We start from the raw sequence: 16,866 nt of genomic DNA, 5'->3' as shown, positions 1-16,866 counted from the left end.
GGAAAGTCGGGCCATAGCGGGTGATAGCCCCGTACGGATAAACCGGAAGCAATCCTCGAGTAGGGCGGGGCACGTGAAACCCTGTCTGAACATGGGGGGACCACCCTCCAAGCCTAAGTACTCCTCAGTGACCGATAGTGCACCAGTACCGTGAGGGAAAGGTGAAAAGCACCCCGACAAGGGGAGTGAAACAGTTCCTGAAACCGGATGCCTACAAGCAGTCGGAGCCTCCCAAGTCTTGAAAAAGATGGGCGGGGTGACGGCGTACCTTTTGTATAATGGGTCAGCGACTTAGAGTATGCAGCGAGCTTAAGCCGATAGGTGGAGGCGCAGCGAAAGCGAGTCTGAATAGGGCGACCGAGTTGCATGCTTTAGACCCGAAACCTGATGATCTAGCCATGGGCAGGTTGAAGGTGCGGTAACACGCACTGGAGGACCGAACTCACGCCTGTTGAAAAAGTCGGAGATGACCTGTGGCTAGGGGTGAAAGGCCAATCAAATCAGGAAATAGCTGGTTCTCCGCGAAAGCTATTTAGGTAGCGCGTCGCGTATTGCCGCGGGGGGTAGAGCACTGGATGGGCTAGGGGGGCGCGAGCCTTACCAAACCTAACCAAACTCCGAATACCCGTGAGCAGAGCGCGGCAGACAGACGGTGGGTGCTAAGGTCCATCGTCGAGAGGGAAACAGCCCAGACCGCCAGCTAAGGTCCCCAAATCACGGCTAAGTGGGAAAGGATGTGGGAAGGCCATGACAACCAGGAGGTTGGCTTAGAAGCAGCCATCCTTTAAAGAAAGCGTAATAGCTCACTGGTCTAGTTAAGCCGGCCTGCGCCGAAAATGTATCGGGGCTCAAGCCGTGTACCGAAGCTGCGGATGTGATCTTATGATCACGTGGTAGCGGAGCGTTCCGTAAGCCTGCGAAGGGTGTCCGTGAGGCCGCCTGGAGGTATCGGAAGTGAGAATGCTGACATGAGTAGCGACAAACAGTGTGAGAAACACTGTCGCCGAAAGTCCAAGGGTTCCTGCGCAAGGTTAATCCACGCAGGGTGAGCCGGCCCCTAAGGCGAGGCCGAAAGGCGTAGTCGATGGGAACCACGTTAATATTCGTGGGCCTGGCGGAGGTGACGGATTGGAAAGCGTGTACGATCTTATCGGATTGATCGTGCTGTGGACCGGTTCCAGGAAATAGCCCCGCCGTATAGACCGTACCCCAAACCGACACAGGTGGACTGGTAGAGTATACCCAGGCGCTTGAGAGAATGGTGTTGAAGGAACTCGGCAAATTGCCCTCGTAACTTCGGAAGAAGAGGGCCCCGTTTGGACGCAAGTCCAGGCGGGGGGCACAGACCAGGGGGTAGCGACTGTTTACTAAAAACACAGGGCTCTGCGAAGCCACACAAGGCGACGTATAGGGTCTGACGCCTGCCCGGTGCCGGAAGGTTAAGAGGAGGAGTGCAAGCTCTGAATTGAAGCCCCGGTAAACGGCGGCCGTAACTATAACGGTCCTAAGGTAGCGAAATTCCTTGTCGGGTAAGTTCCGACCTGCACGAATGGCGTAACGACTTCCCCGCTGTCTCCAACACCAACTCAGCGAAATTGAACTCTCCGTGAAGATGCGGAGTTCCCGCGGTCAGACGGAAAGACCCCGTGCACCTTTACTACAGCTTTGCAGTGGTGCTAGGGACTTCATGTGTAGGATAGGTGGGAGGCTTGGAAGCCTGGGCGCCAGCCCGTGTGGAGCCAACCTTGAAATACCACCCTTGAAGTCTCTGGCATCTAACCGTGGCCCGTGATCCGGGTCCGGGACCCTGCATGGCGGGTAGTTTGACTGGGGCGGTCGCCTCCCAAAGTGTAACGGAGGCGCGCGATGGTGGGCTCAGAGCGGTCGGAAATCGCTCGTCGAGTGCAATGGCATAAGCCCGCCTGACTGCAAGACTGACAAGTCGAGCAGAGACGAAAGTCGGCCATAGTGATCCGGTGGCTCCACGTGGACGGGCCATCGCTCAACGGATAAAAGGTACGCCGGGGATAACAGGCTGATGACTCCCAAGAGTCCATATCGACGGAGTCGTTTGGCACCTCGATGTCGGCTCATCACATCCTGGGGCTGGAGCAGGTCCCAAGGGTTCGGCTGTTCGCCGATTAAAGTGGTACGTGAGCTGGGTTTAGAACGTCGTGAGACAGTTCGGTCCCTATCTGCCGTGGGTGTCGGAGTTTTGCGAGGATCTGTCCCTAGTACGAGAGGACCGGGATGGACATACCTCTGGTGCACCGGTTGTCACGCCAGTGGCATGGCCGGGTAGCTAAGTATGGACGGGATAACCGCTGAAAGCATCTAAGCGGGAAACCCACCTCTAAACCAGAGCTCCCTTGAGAGCCGTGACAGACCATCACGTCGATAGGAGGCATGTGGAAGGGCGGCAACGCCTGAAGCTAAGCCTTACTAATCGCTCGATCGGCTTGATCTCGACACCACATTACCGCGCCATGCGCAGCAGCAAGCCTGCTAAGGCCCTGCTTGACGCAAGAACCGCAGTTCGATACATCCTCACATCACTTGCACGACAGCGAATGCGCTTCGGATTAGCGTCGGTCTTGAGCCTTGGTGACCTGGTGGTCATGGCGAGGTGTCAAACACCCGATCCCATCCCGAACTCGGCCGTGAAAAGCCTCCGCGCCAATGGTACTGCGTCTTAAGACGTGGGAGAGTAGGTCGCCGCCAGGTCACTCAGGCTCAAGAGACGCCAAACACGAAGCATATACGCTGGCATCTTCGCACATATCCGAAACGCCCCGGTTCTCACGAGCCGGGGCGTTTTTCGTGTTTGGACCGTCTTCTTCAGATCTCCCGCTTCGTCATCTGGTCGGCGATATACTCCGCCTGCCGGATCGCCAGCGCGACGATGGTGAGGGTCGGGTTCTCCGATGCTCCGCTGGTGAACTGGCTGCCGTCCGACACGAACAGGTTCTTGATGTCGTGCGCCTGTCCCCATTTGTTGACGACACCGTCGCGGGCGTTGGCGCTCATCCGGTTGGTGCCGAGATTGTGGGTGGACGGGTAGGGCGGGGTGTGGATGGTCCGGACGGCACCCACCGCGTCATAGACCGCCGAGCCGCGCCCATAGGCATGGGTGCGCATGGCGATGTCGTTGGGGTGGTCGTCGAAATGCACGTTGGGAATGGGCAGGCCGAACTTGTCCTTCTCGGTGGCGTGCAGGGTGATGCGGTTGGTCTCGCGCGGCATGTCCTCCCCCACCAGCCACATGCCGGCGATATGGTCGTAAGCATCCAACGCCGAGCTGAAATCGCGGCCCCAGGCACCGGGATCGAGGAAGGCGGCCATGAAGGGCACGCCGAGCGACAGCGTTTCCATCTCGTAGCCGCCGACGAAACCGCGTCGCGGGTCGAAGCGGGACTCGTCCTTGATGATGCCGGCCATGGTGGTGCCGCGGTACATGTGCACCGGCCGGTCGAACACCGCATAGACGGAACCGGTCATGTGCCGCATGTAGTTGCGCCCGACCTGACCGGAGGAGTTGGCCAGCCCGTCCGGGAACATGGTCGAGGCCGAATTCAGCAGCAGGCGCGGGCTTTCGATCGAGTTGCCGGCCACCGCGACGATGCGGGCCTTCTGCCGCTGGATGGCGCCGGTGCCGTCGGCATAGAGCACGGCGTTGACCCGGCCCTTGGCGTCATGTTCCACCTTCAGGACCTGGGCGTTCGGCCGGACCTCCAGATTGCCGGTGGCCTCGCCCTTGGGGATCTCGGTGTAGAGGGTGGACCATTTCGCGCCTGATTTGCAGCCCTGGAAACAGAAGCCGATCTGCTGGCAGGGGCCGCGCCCGTCGCGCGGCTTGCTGTTGATCGACATGTTGCCGGTGTGGAAATCGGTGTAGCCCAGCTTCTTGGCGCCGGCCGCCAGCACCTTGTAGTTGTTGTTGCCGGGCAGGCGCGGGATGCCGTTGGTGCCGGTCGTGCCCATCTTGAACTCGGCCTTGGCGTAGTAGGGTTCCATCTCCGCCAGCGTCACCGGCCAGTCGAGCAGATTGGCCCCCTCCACCTCGCCATAGGTCGTGCGCGCCTTGAACTCATGCTCCTGGAAGCGCAGCGACGCACCGGCCCAATGGACGGTGGAGCCGCCGACCGCCTTGACGATCCAGGCCGGCAGGTTGGGGAAGTCCTTCGCCACCCGCCAGGCGCCCGAGGTGGTCCGCTTGTCGAGCCAGGAGATCTGGGAGAAGCTCTTCCACTCGTCGTTCACGAAATCCTGGATCTCGTGGCGGCCGCCGGCTTCCAGGCAGACGACCTTGATCCCCTTCTGGGCCAATTCGTTCGACAGCGTACCGCCGCCGGCACCCGATCCGATCACCACCACGACGCCGTCGTCGTTCAATGAGAATTTCGCAGCCATGTCTCGGTCCTCCCCGTTTCGGGCTTTTGTGGGCGTTCATTGAGGCAGGTCGGCAGGGACGTCAGGCGTCCTTGATCCAGTCGAGATCGTCGAACCCGCGGTGGATGTAGCCGCCATATTCGGCGGACGCCCCTTCGTAGCCGAGCTTCGCCCACACCTCCGGCTGGTTGTAGAGGGCGACCACCATGTCGCCGCGGATTTTGCGGAAGAACGGGGTGGTTTCGATGGATTTCAGCACCGTGACGCGATCCGCCTCGGCCGGGATGGCGGCGTAGGGGGCGTTGCGCAGCTTGCGCGCGGCGGCATCGAGGGCCACGGCGCCTTCATTGAGCTGGCCGGCCAGCGTCGCGTCCTTGGCGGCTTCCTGGTCCATCGAGGCCAGCGCCTTCTCGTAATAGGCGTCGCCCAGCCGGTCGTGCGGATAGAGGTCGCGCACCATCGCCAGAAGCGTTTTGGCAGCGTCGGGCTTGATCGCCGTGAGCGCATCGGCCCAGGCCGGCGTTGAGGCGATCGTCAGGACACCGCTGGAGACCGCGCCCGCCGCCGCCACCGAAGCAACCGAGGTTTTGAGGAAATTCCGCCTGTTGAACCGTGTCCGTTTGTCGAGAACGCGCATGATCGACGTCTCCTTCCCAAGGGGTTTGTTCTTGTCGTCAAAACTCAGCGGTAGCGGCCGTGGCGTTGCAGGATTTCGGTCTTGTAGCCGTCCGGATCGGTGACGAAGAAAAAGCGGGCCAGCAGCGCGCCGCCGGGGGCGAACTCCTTCACCGGCGTTACCGGGAAGCCCAAGGCCGACAGCCGGGCGTGCTCCCGCTGCAGATCGTCCACCGCGACCGCCATGTGGCCGTAGCCGTCGCCATGGGTGTAGGGGGTGGTGCGGTCGTGGTTGACGGTCAGCTCCAGCTCGAAATCGTTCTCCGCATTGCGCAGGTAGATCAGCGTGAAGCCGTCGAAGGCCAGCCGTTCGGCCGGCTCAAGCCCGAAGGCCTTTGCGTAGAAGTCCAGCGACCGCTGTTCGTCGAGGACGCGCACCATCATGTGGATGATCTTGGCCATGATGCTTCCTGCGATGTCGTTGTAGGGCCGGGTCAGCGGGTTGCGCTGGTTTCGAGGAAATTGACGATGCTCTTGCGGACGCTGCCGTCGTCCTGCCGGTAATTCATGTAGCTGCCTGGGAGGAATTCGTTCGAATTCGCCAGCCAGCGTTCCAGATGGCCGGCGTCCCAGGCGAAGCCGGCGCCGCGCAACGCGTCGGAGTATTCGAAGCCGGCCGCCGAGCCGGCCTTGCGGCCGATGACGCCAAACAGCGGTGGTCCGGCGCGCGGGCCGTCGTCCTTCTTCACCGTATGGCAGGCTCCGCATTGCTGCCGGAACAGCGTCTCGCCTTCCGCCGCCGCGGATTTCCGCGTGAAGGGCGAGACCGGTATGGACAGCAGGAGCAGCAGCATCACCCAGCGGTGCGGCGACAGTTTCGCGTGCATCGCATGCCTCATCTTTCAAAAACCCTCCCGATGCGTGGGGCGGCGCCTGCGCTTTTCTTTGCCGGATCAGCCGGGCAGGTGGCCGGGGCGGCGCCGTTGACTGGGAACAGCAAGCGTCATGCCATCTTGCCGGCGGCTGCCGGGAGCTTGGTGGCGGGACGTTTTCCCGGGGGGATGCCGGTATCGAGTGTCCCGGCTGTTTCGTTTTGAGACACCCGCCCGCGACAGATCGTCTCATGATGGGACAGTGCGTCACGCGAACGGTCTTTAAAATCGGTTTGCCGCCGCCGATTGCCGGCTTGGCATGGCCGTTGCTTTACAGGGTCGACGGTGCAGCCGCCCCCGTTCGGCGGACGCAATCGGCCTGAAACCGGACGATCTCGGATATCACGCCGCCGGCATCCCGTCGGCATCCCGAAGGCAGGCCGGCATGACTTTGCCCGGCAGCCAGTCGCCCGCCACCGGCGAACGACGCGATCCTTCAGGCCCGATCCTTAAGCCCGACCATCGGAACACCATCATCAAAATCATGGGGAGAGACGACATGCCGGATGGATTGACGCTGAACAAGATCACCAGCCAGAAAGGCATCGGCATCAGCGAGGCGGCGCGCCGCGTCGCCGATCTCGGCTGGACGCCGTCCTACGTCAAGGAGGCGATGGCCTTTCCGACCGACTACAAGATCTCCAAGGCGCCGCGCGACCCGATGAAGCAGGTCCTGCGCTCCTACTTTCCGATGCAGGAGGAGAAGGACAATCGCGTCTATGGCGCGCTGGACGCGGCGCTGCGCGGCGACATGTTCCGCAATGTGGAGCCGCGCTGGATCGAATGGATGAAGCTGTTCCTGGCGATCATCCCCTTCCCGGAAATCTCGGCGGCGCGGTCGATGGCGACGCTGGGCCAGCTGGCGCCGGGCGACGACCTGCGGACCGGATTCACCATGCAGATGATCGACGAGTTCCGCCACTCGACGATCCAGATGAACCTCAAGAAATGGTACATGGAGAACTACATCGATCCGGCCGGCTTCGACATCACCGAGAAGGCGTTCGGCAAATGCTACGCCACCACCATCGGCCGGCAGTTCGGTGAGGCGTTCCTGACCGGCGACGCCATCACCGCATCGAACATCTATCTGCAGGTCGTGGCGGAGACCGCCTTCACCAACACCTTGTTCGTCGCCATGCCGTCGGAAGCGGCGCGCAACGGTGACTATGCCCTGCCCACCGTCTTCCTGTCGGTGCAGAGCGACGAGTCCCGCCACATCGGCAACGGCCATTCCATGTTGATGTCGGTTCTGAAGGAGCCGGACAACCATCTGCTGCTGGAACGCGACATCCGCTATTCCTTCTGGCAGAACCATATGATCGTCGATGCCGCCATCGGCACGATCATCGAATACGGCACCAAGCACCGCGACAAGAACAAGGAATCCTACGCCGAGCTGTGGCACCGCTGGATCTTCGAGGATTACTACCGCACCTACTTGCTGCCGCTGGAAAAATACGGCATCAAGATCCACCATGACGACGTTCACGAAGCCTTCGACAGCATCGTCAAGAAGAACTACGTCCACAAGATCGCCCAGTTCTTCTCCGCCGGCTGGTGGGCCAATTTCTGGCGCATCGAGGCGATGACCGAGCGCGACTTCGAGTGGTTCGAAAGCAAGTATCCGGGCTGGTACGACGAGTTCGGCGTCTGGTGGGAGAATTACGCCAAGCTCAGCAAGCCCGGCAGCGTGCCGATCACCTTCGCCGACACCGGCTACGTCTATCCACACCGCTGCTGGTCGAGCCTGGTGCCCTGCGTCATCCGTGAGGACTTCACGGTCGACGAGGTCGATGGCGAACTCTTCACCTATGCCTCCGAGGTCGACCGCTGGACCCACAAGGAAGCCTTCGCCGCCGAATATCAGGGCCGTCCGACCCCGGCGATGGGCCGCTTCTCCGGCCGGCGCCAGTGGGAGGAGGTCTATGACGGCTGGGATCTCGCCGACGCCATCCAGGACATGGGCTTCGTCCGCCCCGACGGGAAGACGCTGGTCGCCCAGCCGCATCTGTCCTTCGAGGAGAAGGACATGTGGACGCTCGACCATGTGCGCGGCCACACCATCCGCAGCCCGCTGCTGGCGCTCCGAGAAATGACGCCGCAACAGCGTCAGGCGCATGTCGAGGAGTACCGCAAGGGCTTCAAGATCCGCCGGGTCTGATTCCAGGGCTGTCGCATAAGGAGCTCGTTCGCAGGGAAAAACCCCTCTCCCCTTGTGGGAGAGGGGTTGGGGTGAGGGGGCGCAAACTCAGGATTTCCAACGGCCTACGGCCGCTCCACCCCTCATCCCAACCCGCGGGTCGGCAAAACGCCGTTGGCGTTTGGCCGATCCCGCCCCGCAAGGGGAGAAGGGTATCCGAACCGCAACGTTGTTACTCCGACATCAAATGCGATGACACGTGGATCTGATCCCCTGCCTCACCGATCGGGGCCGTTGCCTTTCCTATCGAAGAGGGCAAACGCGCTCCCTTGCGGAGATCGACAGACCATGACCGCACAAGCGCTGCACGACAGTCCCGCCGTCCACACCGTCCGGCTGGAGCCGGTCGGCATCGAAATGGAGGTTGCGGAAGGGGAAACCATCCTCGACGCGGCCTTCCGCCAGGGCGTCTCGCTGATGCATGGCTGCAAGGAGGGGCAGTGCTCCGCCTGCAAATGCCTGCTGATCGACGGCGACGTGGAGATGCTGAAGTACTCCACCTTCGCGCTCTCCGATCCGGAGCGCGACAGCAACCACATCCTGCTCTGCCGCTCGCTGGCCTACAGCGACGTGGCGGTGGAACTGCTGAATTACGACGAGGATCTGCTGTCCCGCTCCATCCCGGTGAAGGACTTCAACGCAAGGCTGGCGGCGGTGGAGCCGCTGACCCACGACATCGTCGCCATCGCGCTGGATCTCGACCAGCCGATGAAGTTCTGGGCCGGCCAATATGCCGACATCACGCTGCCCGGCATCGGCCTCACCCGGTCCTTCTCGATGGGCAACCCGCCGGCCGACGGCAACCGGCTGGAGTTCATCATCAAGAAATATCCGGACGGCGCCTTTTCCCGCCAGCTGGATGGCGGCCTGTCGGTCGGCGACCGGGTGAGCGTCCGCGGTCCCTACGGCAGCTGTTTCCGCCGCGAGGGGCGGGACGGGCCGATGATCCTGGTCGGCGGCGGGTCGGGCATGGCGCCGCTTCTGTCGATCCTGCGCGATCAGGCCGCCAGCGGCGAGACGCGGCCGGTTCGCTTCTTCTACGGTGCCCGCAGCCGCAGGGACCTGTTCCACCTCGACCTGTTCGAGGAATTCGCCCGCAGCCTGCCGGACTTCGCCTTCATCCCCGCCCTGTCCCATGCCGAGGAGGGCGACGGTTGGACCGGCGAGACCGGCTTCATCCACGAGGTGCTGCGCCGGCACCTGTCCGAGATGGCGGAGGTGGAGGAGGCGGACGTCTTCTCCTGCGGGCCGCCGCCGATGATCGACGCGGTGCTGCCGGTCCTGCAGATGGCCGGCGTCGATTCCGCACGCGTCTATTTCGACAAATTCACCCCCGCCACCCGCTGAGCCGGGCTTTTGCAAATACGGGAGGAAAGACGATGACCATGCAGGAAACCGAAACCACAGTCATATCCGCCGCCGCCGGAGCCAAGGTCTTTCCGGGATCGGACAGCCGCCGCTACAACTACTTCGAGCCGAAGGGCCGCAAGGCCACCCATTACGAGGACGTGACGGTCGACGTCCAGCCCGATCCGGAGCGCTATCTGCTCCAGAACTGGATCATCTCCTTCGGCGACGGCACGCCCACATATTCCAAGGACTGGACCGCGCTGAAGTGCACGGACTGGCACGGTTTCCGCGCACCGGACCAGGAATGGGAACGCACCCATTACCAGCGCCAGTCCACCATCGTCGGCATGATCCAGAACGTGGTGGAGAATGCGCGCCGCGCCGGTGCGCCCCAGCGCTTCGACAAGGCCTGGGTGACCGTGCTGCAGAACCATGTCGGCGCTTTCAAGCATGCCGAATATGGCTTGGGCACCGCGCTGATGCGGGCGCAGCGCTACGGCTACACCCAGATGGTCAACAACGCCATCCTGACCAACGCCTCCTACAAGCTGCGCTTTGCCCAGGACCTGACGCTCTATCTGGCCGAGGTCGGCAGCGATATCGGTGGTTTCGATCTGGACGCCGGCAAGGCGCACTGGCTGGACGACCCGATCTGGCAGCCCTGCCGCGAGGCGGTGGAGCATATCCGCGCCGCGACCGACTTCCTGGAGCAGTATTTCGCCGTCAACCTCGTCTTCGAACCGCTGGTGGGCGAGCTGTTCCGCAGCGGCTTCGTCATGCAGGTGGCGGCGGCGCAGAACGACTTCTCGACCCCGTCGGTCATTTCGGCGGCGGAGGCCGACTATGAACGGAACCTCGCCAACGCGGTGGAGCTGTTCGCCCTGCTGCTGCGCGACCCGGCACATGGCGAGGACAACCGGACCATGCTGCAGAGCTGGTTCACCCATCATGCCGGGCTGGCGGTGAAGGCGGCGCTGCAGCTTCAGCCGCTGTGGTCGCTGCCCAGGGTCAAGGTGGCGAGTTTCGCGGATGCCTTCGAGCGGGCGCGCAACCGCGTCGCCGCCATCGGGCGCGAGATCGGCATCGACGCCGACCTGCCGGCCCTGCCGCCGGTCGAGGTCGGGCAGCCTGCCGCCCCGGCCGCGGTTTCCGCTCCGGTCAATGGCGCCGCGGCCGAGTGATCCTTCCCGCATCTCCGCCACAAGAGGACGAAAACCATGAGCGTCACCACCGTGCAGCAGCTTTTCAAGCCGCTGAAGGACATCACCCAGGACGGCACCATCTCCCACCAGTGCGGCGTGACCATGAACGACAGCGTCGAGGCGCGCTGCATCGCCGAGGTGATGGAGAGCAAGCCCGGCATCACCGTCACCTATCTGCCGGCGATGATCCGCATCGACGGCGAGGGCAAGATCGAGTTCAGGATGAGCGAGATCGGCGAGGCTCTCGGCCGCGAGATGACCCCGCATATCTTCGAGATTTCCACCTCCACCCACTATGGCCGCATGGTCATGATCGACGAGGATACCGTCGTCCTCTTCGGCAACATGGATGACGCGCTCGCCTACGAATGAGTGGGCAGGCGGAGCACGCTTCAGGTCCGGCGGGCTCCGCCTCTTTTTTGAATCCGCAAAATTAAGAAATGGGAGGGAACGAGACCATGCCGAAGATGATGCTGCACCGTGCCGAGGCGCGGGCCGCGCTTGCCCGTGGGGTGGGCAAGCTGGCGCTGGCGGTGCGCGGCACGCTGGGGCCGAAGGGGACGAATGCGATCATCGACCGCCCCATCGGCACGCCGATGATCTCCCGCGACGGCGTCAGCATCGCCGCCGAGATCGAGTTGCCCTGCCGCTTCGAGAATATGGGCGCCCAGGTGGTGCGCGAGGTGTCGAAACAGACCAATGATGTGGCCGGCGACGGCACCACCACCGCCACCGTGCTGGCCGACGCGCTGATCCAGGATGGTGTCGCCGTGCTCGCCGATGGCCATGGTGCAGTGGAACTGGTGGAGGGGATGGAGCGCGCCTGCGGCTTTGTCGTCGACCGGCTGCGCGGCATGGCCCGGCCGCTGGAGGGCGATGCGCAGCTGGAGCAGGTGGCGACGGTCGCGGCGACCGATCCGGCGCTCGGCCGGCTGGTGGCGGACGCCCTGCGCCGGGTGGGGGTTGAGGGGGTGATCGACATCGAATATGGCCAGCCGGGCGCGCCGACGGCGCTGCATGTGCTGGAGGGCATGGTGCTGGACCGTGGCTTCCTGTCCCATCACATGGCGACCGAGCCCACCGGCCAGACCGCGGTGCTGGAGCGGCCCTACATCCTGATGACAGACCACAAGATCACCGATCCGGACCCCATGCTGCGCCTGGTCGACCGCATCGCCGCCGGGGGGCGGCCGCTGCTGGTCATGGCCGACAGCGTGGCGCCGGAGGTGGTGGCTGCCCTGATGGAGCTGCGCCGCGGCGGACGCGCCACGGTGGTGGCGATCAATCCGCCGGAATTCGGCCATTGGCGTACGGCGACGATGGAGGACATCGCGATCCTGACCGGCGGGCGCGTGATCGCCCGCGACCTGGGCGGACGCCTCGACAGCGTGACGGCGGAGGATCTGGGGGGCGCCGACCGCATCGAGGTGTCCGCCGGCCGTACCACCATCCTGCGCGGCCACGGCGATCCGGACGCGCTGGCCGCCCGCCGCGCCCTGGTGCAGCGCCAGTGGGAGGAGGCGCCGCCCAACATCGAACGCGAGAAGCTGTCCCAGCGGCTGGCGAAGCTGACGCATGGCACCGCCCTGATCGAGGTCGGCGGCGCCACCCCGGTGGAGCAGAAGCGCATGGCCCAGCTTCTGGAGGATTCGCTGGCCGCCGCCCGTGCCGCGCTGGAGGAGGGGGTGCTGCCCGGCGGCGGCACCGCGCTGGCCCGCATCGCCCCGCTGCTCGACCGGCTGGCCGCGGATGTGGGGGAGGGCGAGCGCGCAGGGATAAGGCTGGTGCAGCGGGCGATGCTGCAGCCGCTGGTCTGCATCGCCGAGAATGGCGGACTGGACGGGGCCGGCATCGCCGCGCGGCTTGCCGAGCTTCCGGACGGAGTTGGCTTCGATGCGCGCACCGGCCGATTCGGCGACCTGTTCGCCGCGGGGATCATCGACCCGGCCAAGGTCACCGCGCTGGCCCTGCTGAACGCGGTGTCGGTCGCCAAGCTGGTCCTGACCACCCACACCCTGATCGCCGACATCCCCGACAATGTCGATCCCACCGCCGGCCCCGCCCGCGGCGGCGGAATGGAGCGCTACGGGCGCGACTGAACCGGATCCGGTGGCAGGAAACCTCCACCTTCGGGGAAAGGGGCTGGGAAAAAAGCCATAGAGTATTCCGCTACTACCGCTCCCGCTTCGGTTCGGCTTATGATTTCTTATACTAACAATCTGAGAAGCGGAGGATCGGGGCCGGTCTCCGCATCCGGACCGAAGGACAATCGGCGCACGGGCAACAAAACAGCAGAAGACGCCGGGAAGCAGGGAGGGGGCAGTGTTGGCCAAGGAAGAGGTCGCCATCGGCCGTTCGGCCGTTGCGTCACCCGGTCCGGCGTTCCATGCGCTGGCAGATGGCGTGTGGGCCGGCGAACGGGACAGCGAACGGGCGACGATGAAGGCGTGGGAGGATTTCGTTTCCGGATCGCGGCAGGAAAACCTGCCGGTCCGTGACGTGGTCATCCGGTCCTGGGCACGGTGCCAGAGTTTTCTGGTCGATGCGCGGGCGGACGCGGCGCCGGTCGTCGGCGCCGACCATGTCGAAGCCCTGAGGCGGGAGAATCGCGAACTCCTGCAGGCCGCGGCTACCACCCTGGCGGAGGCGGCGGATCTTCTGGCCGGCACGCGGACGGTGATGCTGATCACCGATGCCAACGGCGTGGTGCTGGAGGCGGCGGGCGACCGGGCCACCTTGAGTGCGGCACGCGACATCAGCCTGGGCTGTGGCGGCCATTGGAGCGAGAGCTGCGCCGGGACCAACGGCATCGGCACGGCGCTGGCGTCCAAGACGCCGGTGCTGGTCCAGGCGGCTGAGCATTACTGCGCCGGCATCAAGGGGTGGAGCTGCGCCGGTGCGCCGATCCATGATCCGCTGGACGGGTCGGTCGTCGGGCTGCTCGACATCTCCGGGCTGAAGCAGGGATTCAGCGCCCAGGCGCTGGCACTGGCGGTGGTCGCCGCCCGGCAGGTGGAATGGAACCTCGCCCGCCAGACGGAGGCGGAGCATGTCCGCCTGCTGGAAGCCTGCCTGGAGGACAGCCAGAAATATGCCGGAGAGGGGCTGATCGCACTGGATGCGCGGGGCCGCCTGCTCTACGCCAGCCGCAAGGCGGCGCATCTGCTGAAGGCCAGTCTCGGGTCCGACCTGCCTCAGTTCAGCCGCGGAACGAAACTGCCCATCGTCGGGATCGCCGATATGGCGGGGGTGAATCCGGCGGAGGGCCGGCTTCCAGTGCCCGCCGACTGGGTCCGGCCCCTGATGCTCGACGGCGAGCGGCGGGGCACCTTGCTGGTCATTCCCCGCGCGGCCTCCTGCCGTCTGCCGTCCGGCCGGCGTGCGGCCTCCGACGAGACCGACCATGCGCGGTCGCGCTTCGCCGACATCGTCGGGGCCAGCGACAGCCTGCGCGCGGTTATCGGCCAGGGGGAACGGCTGGCGCCGCTTCCGGTCCCCATCCTGATCGAGGGGGAGACCGGCGTCGGCAAGGAGCTGTTCGCGCGGGCCATCCACGGCCACAGCGCCGTGGCCTCCGGACCCTTCATCCCCTTCAATTGCGGGGCCGTGTCGCGCGAGATGCTGGGCAGCGAGCTGTTCGGCTATGTGCGCGGCGCCTTCACCGGGGCGGCGGCGGAGGGACGGACCGGCCGTTTCGAACTGGCCGACGGCGGCACGTTGTGCCTGGACGAAGTGGGCGAACTGCCGCTCGACCTTCAGCCCTATCTGCTGCGGGTGCTGGAGGAGGGGGTGCTGTACCGCATCGGCGACAGCACGCCGCGCCGGGTGTCGGTCCGGCTGCTCGCCATGACCAACCGCAACCTGCGCCAGGAGGTGGCCGCCGGCCGCTTCCGCCGCGACCTGTATCACCGTCTGGCCGTCACCGCCCTGCGGGTGCCGCCGCTGCGGGAGCGGCAAGGCGACGTGCCGCGGCTGATCGCCCATTTCAACGAATTGCTGGCCGACCGGCACGGGCGGGATCCGGTCCGCTTCACGGCGGCGGCGCTGGAGCGTCTGCACCGCTATGACTGGCCGGGCAATGTCCGGGAGCTGAGGAATCTGGTGGAGCGCGCGGTCCTGCTGTCCACCGGCGGCATGGTGGATGTCGGCGATCTTCCCGAGGACTTGCGGGACGGCTGCGGCGGCGTGGACGCGGAGGGCTGGCCCTTGCCGGGTCCGCCGATGGCGATGCCTGCGTCTGCCGGCCCGCCGGCCATGTCCCCGCCAGCCATGTCCCTGACGGTGACGGAGCAGCGGACCATCGAGGACGTGATCGCCGCCACCGGCGGGAACCTGTCGGACGCCGCCGCGGTGCTGGGCATTTCCCGCAGCACCCTGTACCGCAAGCTGAGCCAGCACGGCATCCGGCGAGATGGCATTGGCAAGGGAGCAGCCGGCAGCGCGCGGTCCGACCGCAGCGGATTCGGCTGCGGCCGTGCCTGAGCCCAGGGAAATGTCAGTACGGTGACGAAGCCCCTCTCCCCTTGCGGGAGAGGGGTTGGGGTGAGGGGTAGCACACCTGAAATTTCCAACGGCCTTCGGCCGACAGCACCCCTCATCCCAACCCTTCTCCCGCAAGGGGAGAAGGGCTTCAGGGGCGACAGGTCATCGCTCAAATTTCGAACGCTGCAGCCGTGCCTGACCCCGCCTGCCGCAGGACCCTATAACCGCTCCAGGGAGGGGCCGGTGCATGTGCCAGATCTTCGTCAACACCGACCCCATCCTGTACGAGGCGCGGTCCCGCTCGGTCCGCATCCATGGCATGGTGACCAGCATCCGGTTGGAGAACCTGTTCTGGAACGTCCTCGCCGACATCGCGGCGGAGCAGGGGATCACCACGAACCGCCTGATCGTCACCCTGCATGACGAGGTCGTGGAGGTCCACGGCACGATCCAGAACCTCGCCTCCTTCCTGCGTGTCAGCTGCGTGCGCTATCTGACCATGGCTCCCGCCTCTGTATCCGAGGCTGGTGGGCAGGCGAGGATTGCGGTTCCCGCATCGGATGGCGGCGCGTCCGTCCTTGCCTTCCAGCGGGACCGGCGGCTGCCCGATGACGCGTGAGGCTGCTGCCGGCCGGCATGTCAGCCGCCGGACGCGAGCGCCCGGTGGCCGGCTTGGATGCTGTCGATGATCGCCTGCCCGCGCTCCAACAGATAGCTGCGCAGCTGCGCATGCACCGGCAGCAGCGGCAGGCTGCGGCGGTGGGCGATGTACCAGGAGCGCATCAGCGGCAACCCCTCCACCTTCAGCTCGCGCAGCATCCCCAGCGCCAGTTCCAGATCCACGGTGTGGCGCGACAGCAGGGCGATGCCGATGCCGGCCATCACCGCCTGCTTGATCGTCTCGTTGCTGCTGGAGGTCATGACGATGCGCGGCGAGAAGCCCTGGCCGTGGAAACAGGCCTCGGTCAGCGCCCGCGTGCCGGCCCCTTCCTCCCGCGCGATGAAGCCGCTGTCGGCCAGATCGGACAGGCGCAGGGAGGGGGCGTCGGCCAGCGGATGGGTGGGGGCACAGATGATGATGCTGGGGTGGCGGGCGAAGGGTTCGGCCAGCAGTTCCTCTTCGTCCAGCGGGCGGCCCATGATGGCGAGATCGACCTCGCCCTTGGCGACCATCGCATTGACCTCCCGCCGGTTGCCGTCCTGGAGATGGATCGACACGCCCGGCCGCTCCGCCTGGAAGCGGGAGACCATGTGCGGAGCGATGTATTTTGCGGTGCTGACCAGCCCGATGGTGACGTTGCCGCCGGTCACCCCCTTCAGCGCCTGCATCCGCCGGTCGGCATTGTCCAGCGCCTGGAGGATCAGCGTCGCATGCTCAAGAAGGTCGCGCCCGGCCTCCGTCAGCACGACGCGGCGGCCGACCCGCTCGAACAGCGGGAATCCACAATGCCCCTCCACCTGCTTGATCTGGAACGAAACCGCGCCGGGCGTCAGGCCGAACCGCTCCGCCACGCGGGCGAAGGACAGGCTGCGGGCGGCGGCGGTGAAGATCTGGAGCTGGCGCAGCGTGGCATGCTGGATGGTCATCGGCCGGCCCATTCATCAGGAATCCCTATCCATACTGTGCTGTGTATTTGAATTTTCCTCAATAGTACGTGCGGCTAACGTTTTCATCGGAACGAACCGAACGCCA

12 protein-coding genes and 2 rRNA genes (1 of these 14 running past the window's edge) are annotated in these 16,866 nt (G+C 64.9%); 9 read left to right on the top strand and 5 right to left on the bottom strand.

What is annotated here, in order from left to right; translation table 11 throughout:
- A 23S ribosomal RNA gene (locus tag AZOLI_RS17095) occupies positions 1-2,467 on the top strand (it extends 297 nt beyond the left edge of the window).
- Between the two features lie 141 nt (positions 2,468-2,608).
- Positions 2,609-2,724: ribosomal RNA gene (rrf, locus tag AZOLI_RS17090) — 5S ribosomal RNA — on the top strand.
- Positions 2,725-2,838: 114 nt separating this feature from the next.
- Here the strand turns inward: rrf and AZOLI_RS17085 are convergent.
- From AZOLI_RS17085 to AZOLI_RS17070, 4 genes are all read right to left on the bottom strand, one after another.
- Entirely contained in the window at positions 2,839-4,410 is a 1,572-nt protein-coding gene (locus AZOLI_RS17085) for a GMC family oxidoreductase (protein ID WP_014188415.1), read from the bottom strand.
- Between the two features lie 61 nt (positions 4,411-4,471).
- Positions 4,472-5,026, bottom strand: coding sequence for a twin-arginine translocation signal domain-containing protein (locus AZOLI_RS17080; protein WP_014188414.1), 555 nt, complete (start codon positions 5,024-5,026; stop codon positions 4,472-4,474).
- 44 nt (positions 5,027-5,070) lie between these two features.
- Positions 5,071-5,466, bottom strand: a complete 396-nt coding sequence (locus tag AZOLI_RS17075; RefSeq protein ID WP_014188413.1) for a VOC family protein — start codon at positions 5,464-5,466, stop codon at positions 5,071-5,073.
- Positions 5,467-5,498: 32 nt separating this feature from the next.
- Positions 5,499-5,891 (bottom strand): c-type cytochrome, encoded by a 393-nt coding sequence (locus AZOLI_RS17070; RefSeq protein ID WP_014188412.1) that lies wholly within the window; start codon positions 5,889-5,891, stop codon positions 5,499-5,501.
- A gap of 544 nt (positions 5,892-6,435) precedes the next feature.
- Here AZOLI_RS17070 and AZOLI_RS17065 point away from each other — a divergent pair.
- The 7 genes from AZOLI_RS17065 to AZOLI_RS17035 all read left to right on the top strand — a co-directional run bounded on the left by AZOLI_RS17065 (position 6,436) and on the right by AZOLI_RS17035 (position 15,792).
- Positions 6,436-8,100 (top strand): aromatic/alkene/methane monooxygenase hydroxylase/oxygenase subunit alpha, encoded by a 1,665-nt coding sequence (locus AZOLI_RS17065; RefSeq protein ID WP_014188411.1) that lies wholly within the window; start codon positions 6,436-6,438, stop codon positions 8,098-8,100.
- 327 nt (positions 8,101-8,427) lie between these two features.
- Positions 8,428-9,486, top strand: coding sequence for an NADH:ubiquinone reductase (Na(+)-transporting) subunit F (locus AZOLI_RS17060; protein WP_014188410.1), 1,059 nt, complete (start codon positions 8,428-8,430; stop codon positions 9,484-9,486).
- A gap of 32 nt (positions 9,487-9,518) precedes the next feature.
- On the top strand, positions 9,519-10,670 hold the full coding sequence (locus AZOLI_RS17055; protein WP_014188409.1) for an aromatic/alkene monooxygenase hydroxylase subunit beta: 1,152 nt from the start codon (positions 9,519-9,521) through the stop codon (positions 10,668-10,670).
- Between the two features lie 36 nt (positions 10,671-10,706).
- Positions 10,707-11,063, top strand: coding sequence for an MmoB/DmpM family protein (locus AZOLI_RS17050; RefSeq protein ID WP_012977409.1), 357 nt, complete (start codon positions 10,707-10,709; stop codon positions 11,061-11,063).
- An 86-nt stretch (positions 11,064-11,149) separates the two neighbouring features.
- A complete protein-coding gene (locus AZOLI_RS17045) occupies positions 11,150-12,790 on the top strand; it encodes a molecular chaperone GroEL (RefSeq protein ID WP_014188408.1) in 1,641 nt (546 codons plus the stop codon).
- Between the two features lie 223 nt (positions 12,791-13,013).
- A complete protein-coding gene (locus AZOLI_RS17040; RefSeq protein ID WP_014188407.1) occupies positions 13,014-15,173 on the top strand; it encodes a sigma-54-dependent Fis family transcriptional regulator in 2,160 nt (719 codons plus the stop codon).
- Positions 15,174-15,420: 247 nt separating this feature from the next.
- On the top strand, positions 15,421-15,792 hold the full coding sequence (locus AZOLI_RS17035) for a ribbon-helix-helix domain-containing protein (protein WP_014188406.1): 372 nt from the start codon (positions 15,421-15,423) through the stop codon (positions 15,790-15,792).
- Between the two features lie 20 nt (positions 15,793-15,812).
- Here the strand turns inward: AZOLI_RS17035 and AZOLI_RS17030 are convergent, their stop codons facing one another.
- Entirely contained in the window at positions 15,813-16,772 is a 960-nt protein-coding gene (locus AZOLI_RS17030; protein ID WP_014188405.1) for a LysR family transcriptional regulator, read from the bottom strand.
- Positions 16,773-16,866: the final 94 nt, after the last annotated feature.

It is taken from the genome of Azospirillum lipoferum 4B (genome assembly GCF_000283655.1).
GTDB classification, from domain to species: domain Bacteria; phylum Pseudomonadota; class Alphaproteobacteria; order Azospirillales; family Azospirillaceae; genus Azospirillum; species Azospirillum lipoferum_C.
The sequence above is the reverse complement of the archived record's forward strand: the minus strand, read 5'-3'. Positions and strand labels throughout refer to the sequence as shown.

Excerpts from the sequence above, each read along its gene's own strand:
- AZOLI_RS17075 (WP_014188413.1), bottom strand. The coding sequence starts at position 5,466 with ATGGCCAAGATCATCCACATGATGGTGCGCGTCCTCGACGAACAGCGG.
- AZOLI_RS17065 (WP_014188411.1), top strand. The coding sequence starts at position 6,436 with ATGCCGGATGGATTGACGCTGAACAAGATCACCAGCCAGAAAGGCATC.
- AZOLI_RS17035 (WP_014188406.1), top strand. The coding sequence starts at position 15,421 with ATGTGCCAGATCTTCGTCAACACCGACCCCATCCTGTACGAGGCGCGG.
- AZOLI_RS17030 (WP_014188405.1), bottom strand. The coding sequence starts at position 16,772 with ATGGGCCGGCCGATGACCATCCAGCATGCCACGCTGCGCCAGCTCCAG.
- AZOLI_RS17080 (WP_014188414.1), bottom strand. The coding sequence starts at position 5,026 with ATGCGCGTTCTCGACAAACGGACACGGTTCAACAGGCGGAATTTCCTC.
- AZOLI_RS17070 (WP_014188412.1), bottom strand. The coding sequence starts at position 5,891 with ATGCACGCGAAACTGTCGCCGCACCGCTGGGTGATGCTGCTGCTCCTG.
- AZOLI_RS17060 (WP_014188410.1), top strand. The coding sequence starts at position 8,428 with ATGACCGCACAAGCGCTGCACGACAGTCCCGCCGTCCACACCGTCCGG.
- AZOLI_RS17050 (WP_012977409.1), top strand. The coding sequence starts at position 10,707 with ATGAGCGTCACCACCGTGCAGCAGCTTTTCAAGCCGCTGAAGGACATC.
- AZOLI_RS17085 (WP_014188415.1), bottom strand. The coding sequence starts at position 4,410 with ATGGCTGCGAAATTCTCATTGAACGACGACGGCGTCGTGGTGGTGATC.
- AZOLI_RS17045 (WP_014188408.1), top strand. The coding sequence starts at position 11,150 with ATGCCGAAGATGATGCTGCACCGTGCCGAGGCGCGGGCCGCGCTTGCC.
- AZOLI_RS17055 (WP_014188409.1), top strand. The coding sequence starts at position 9,519 with ATGACCATGCAGGAAACCGAAACCACAGTCATATCCGCCGCCGCCGGA.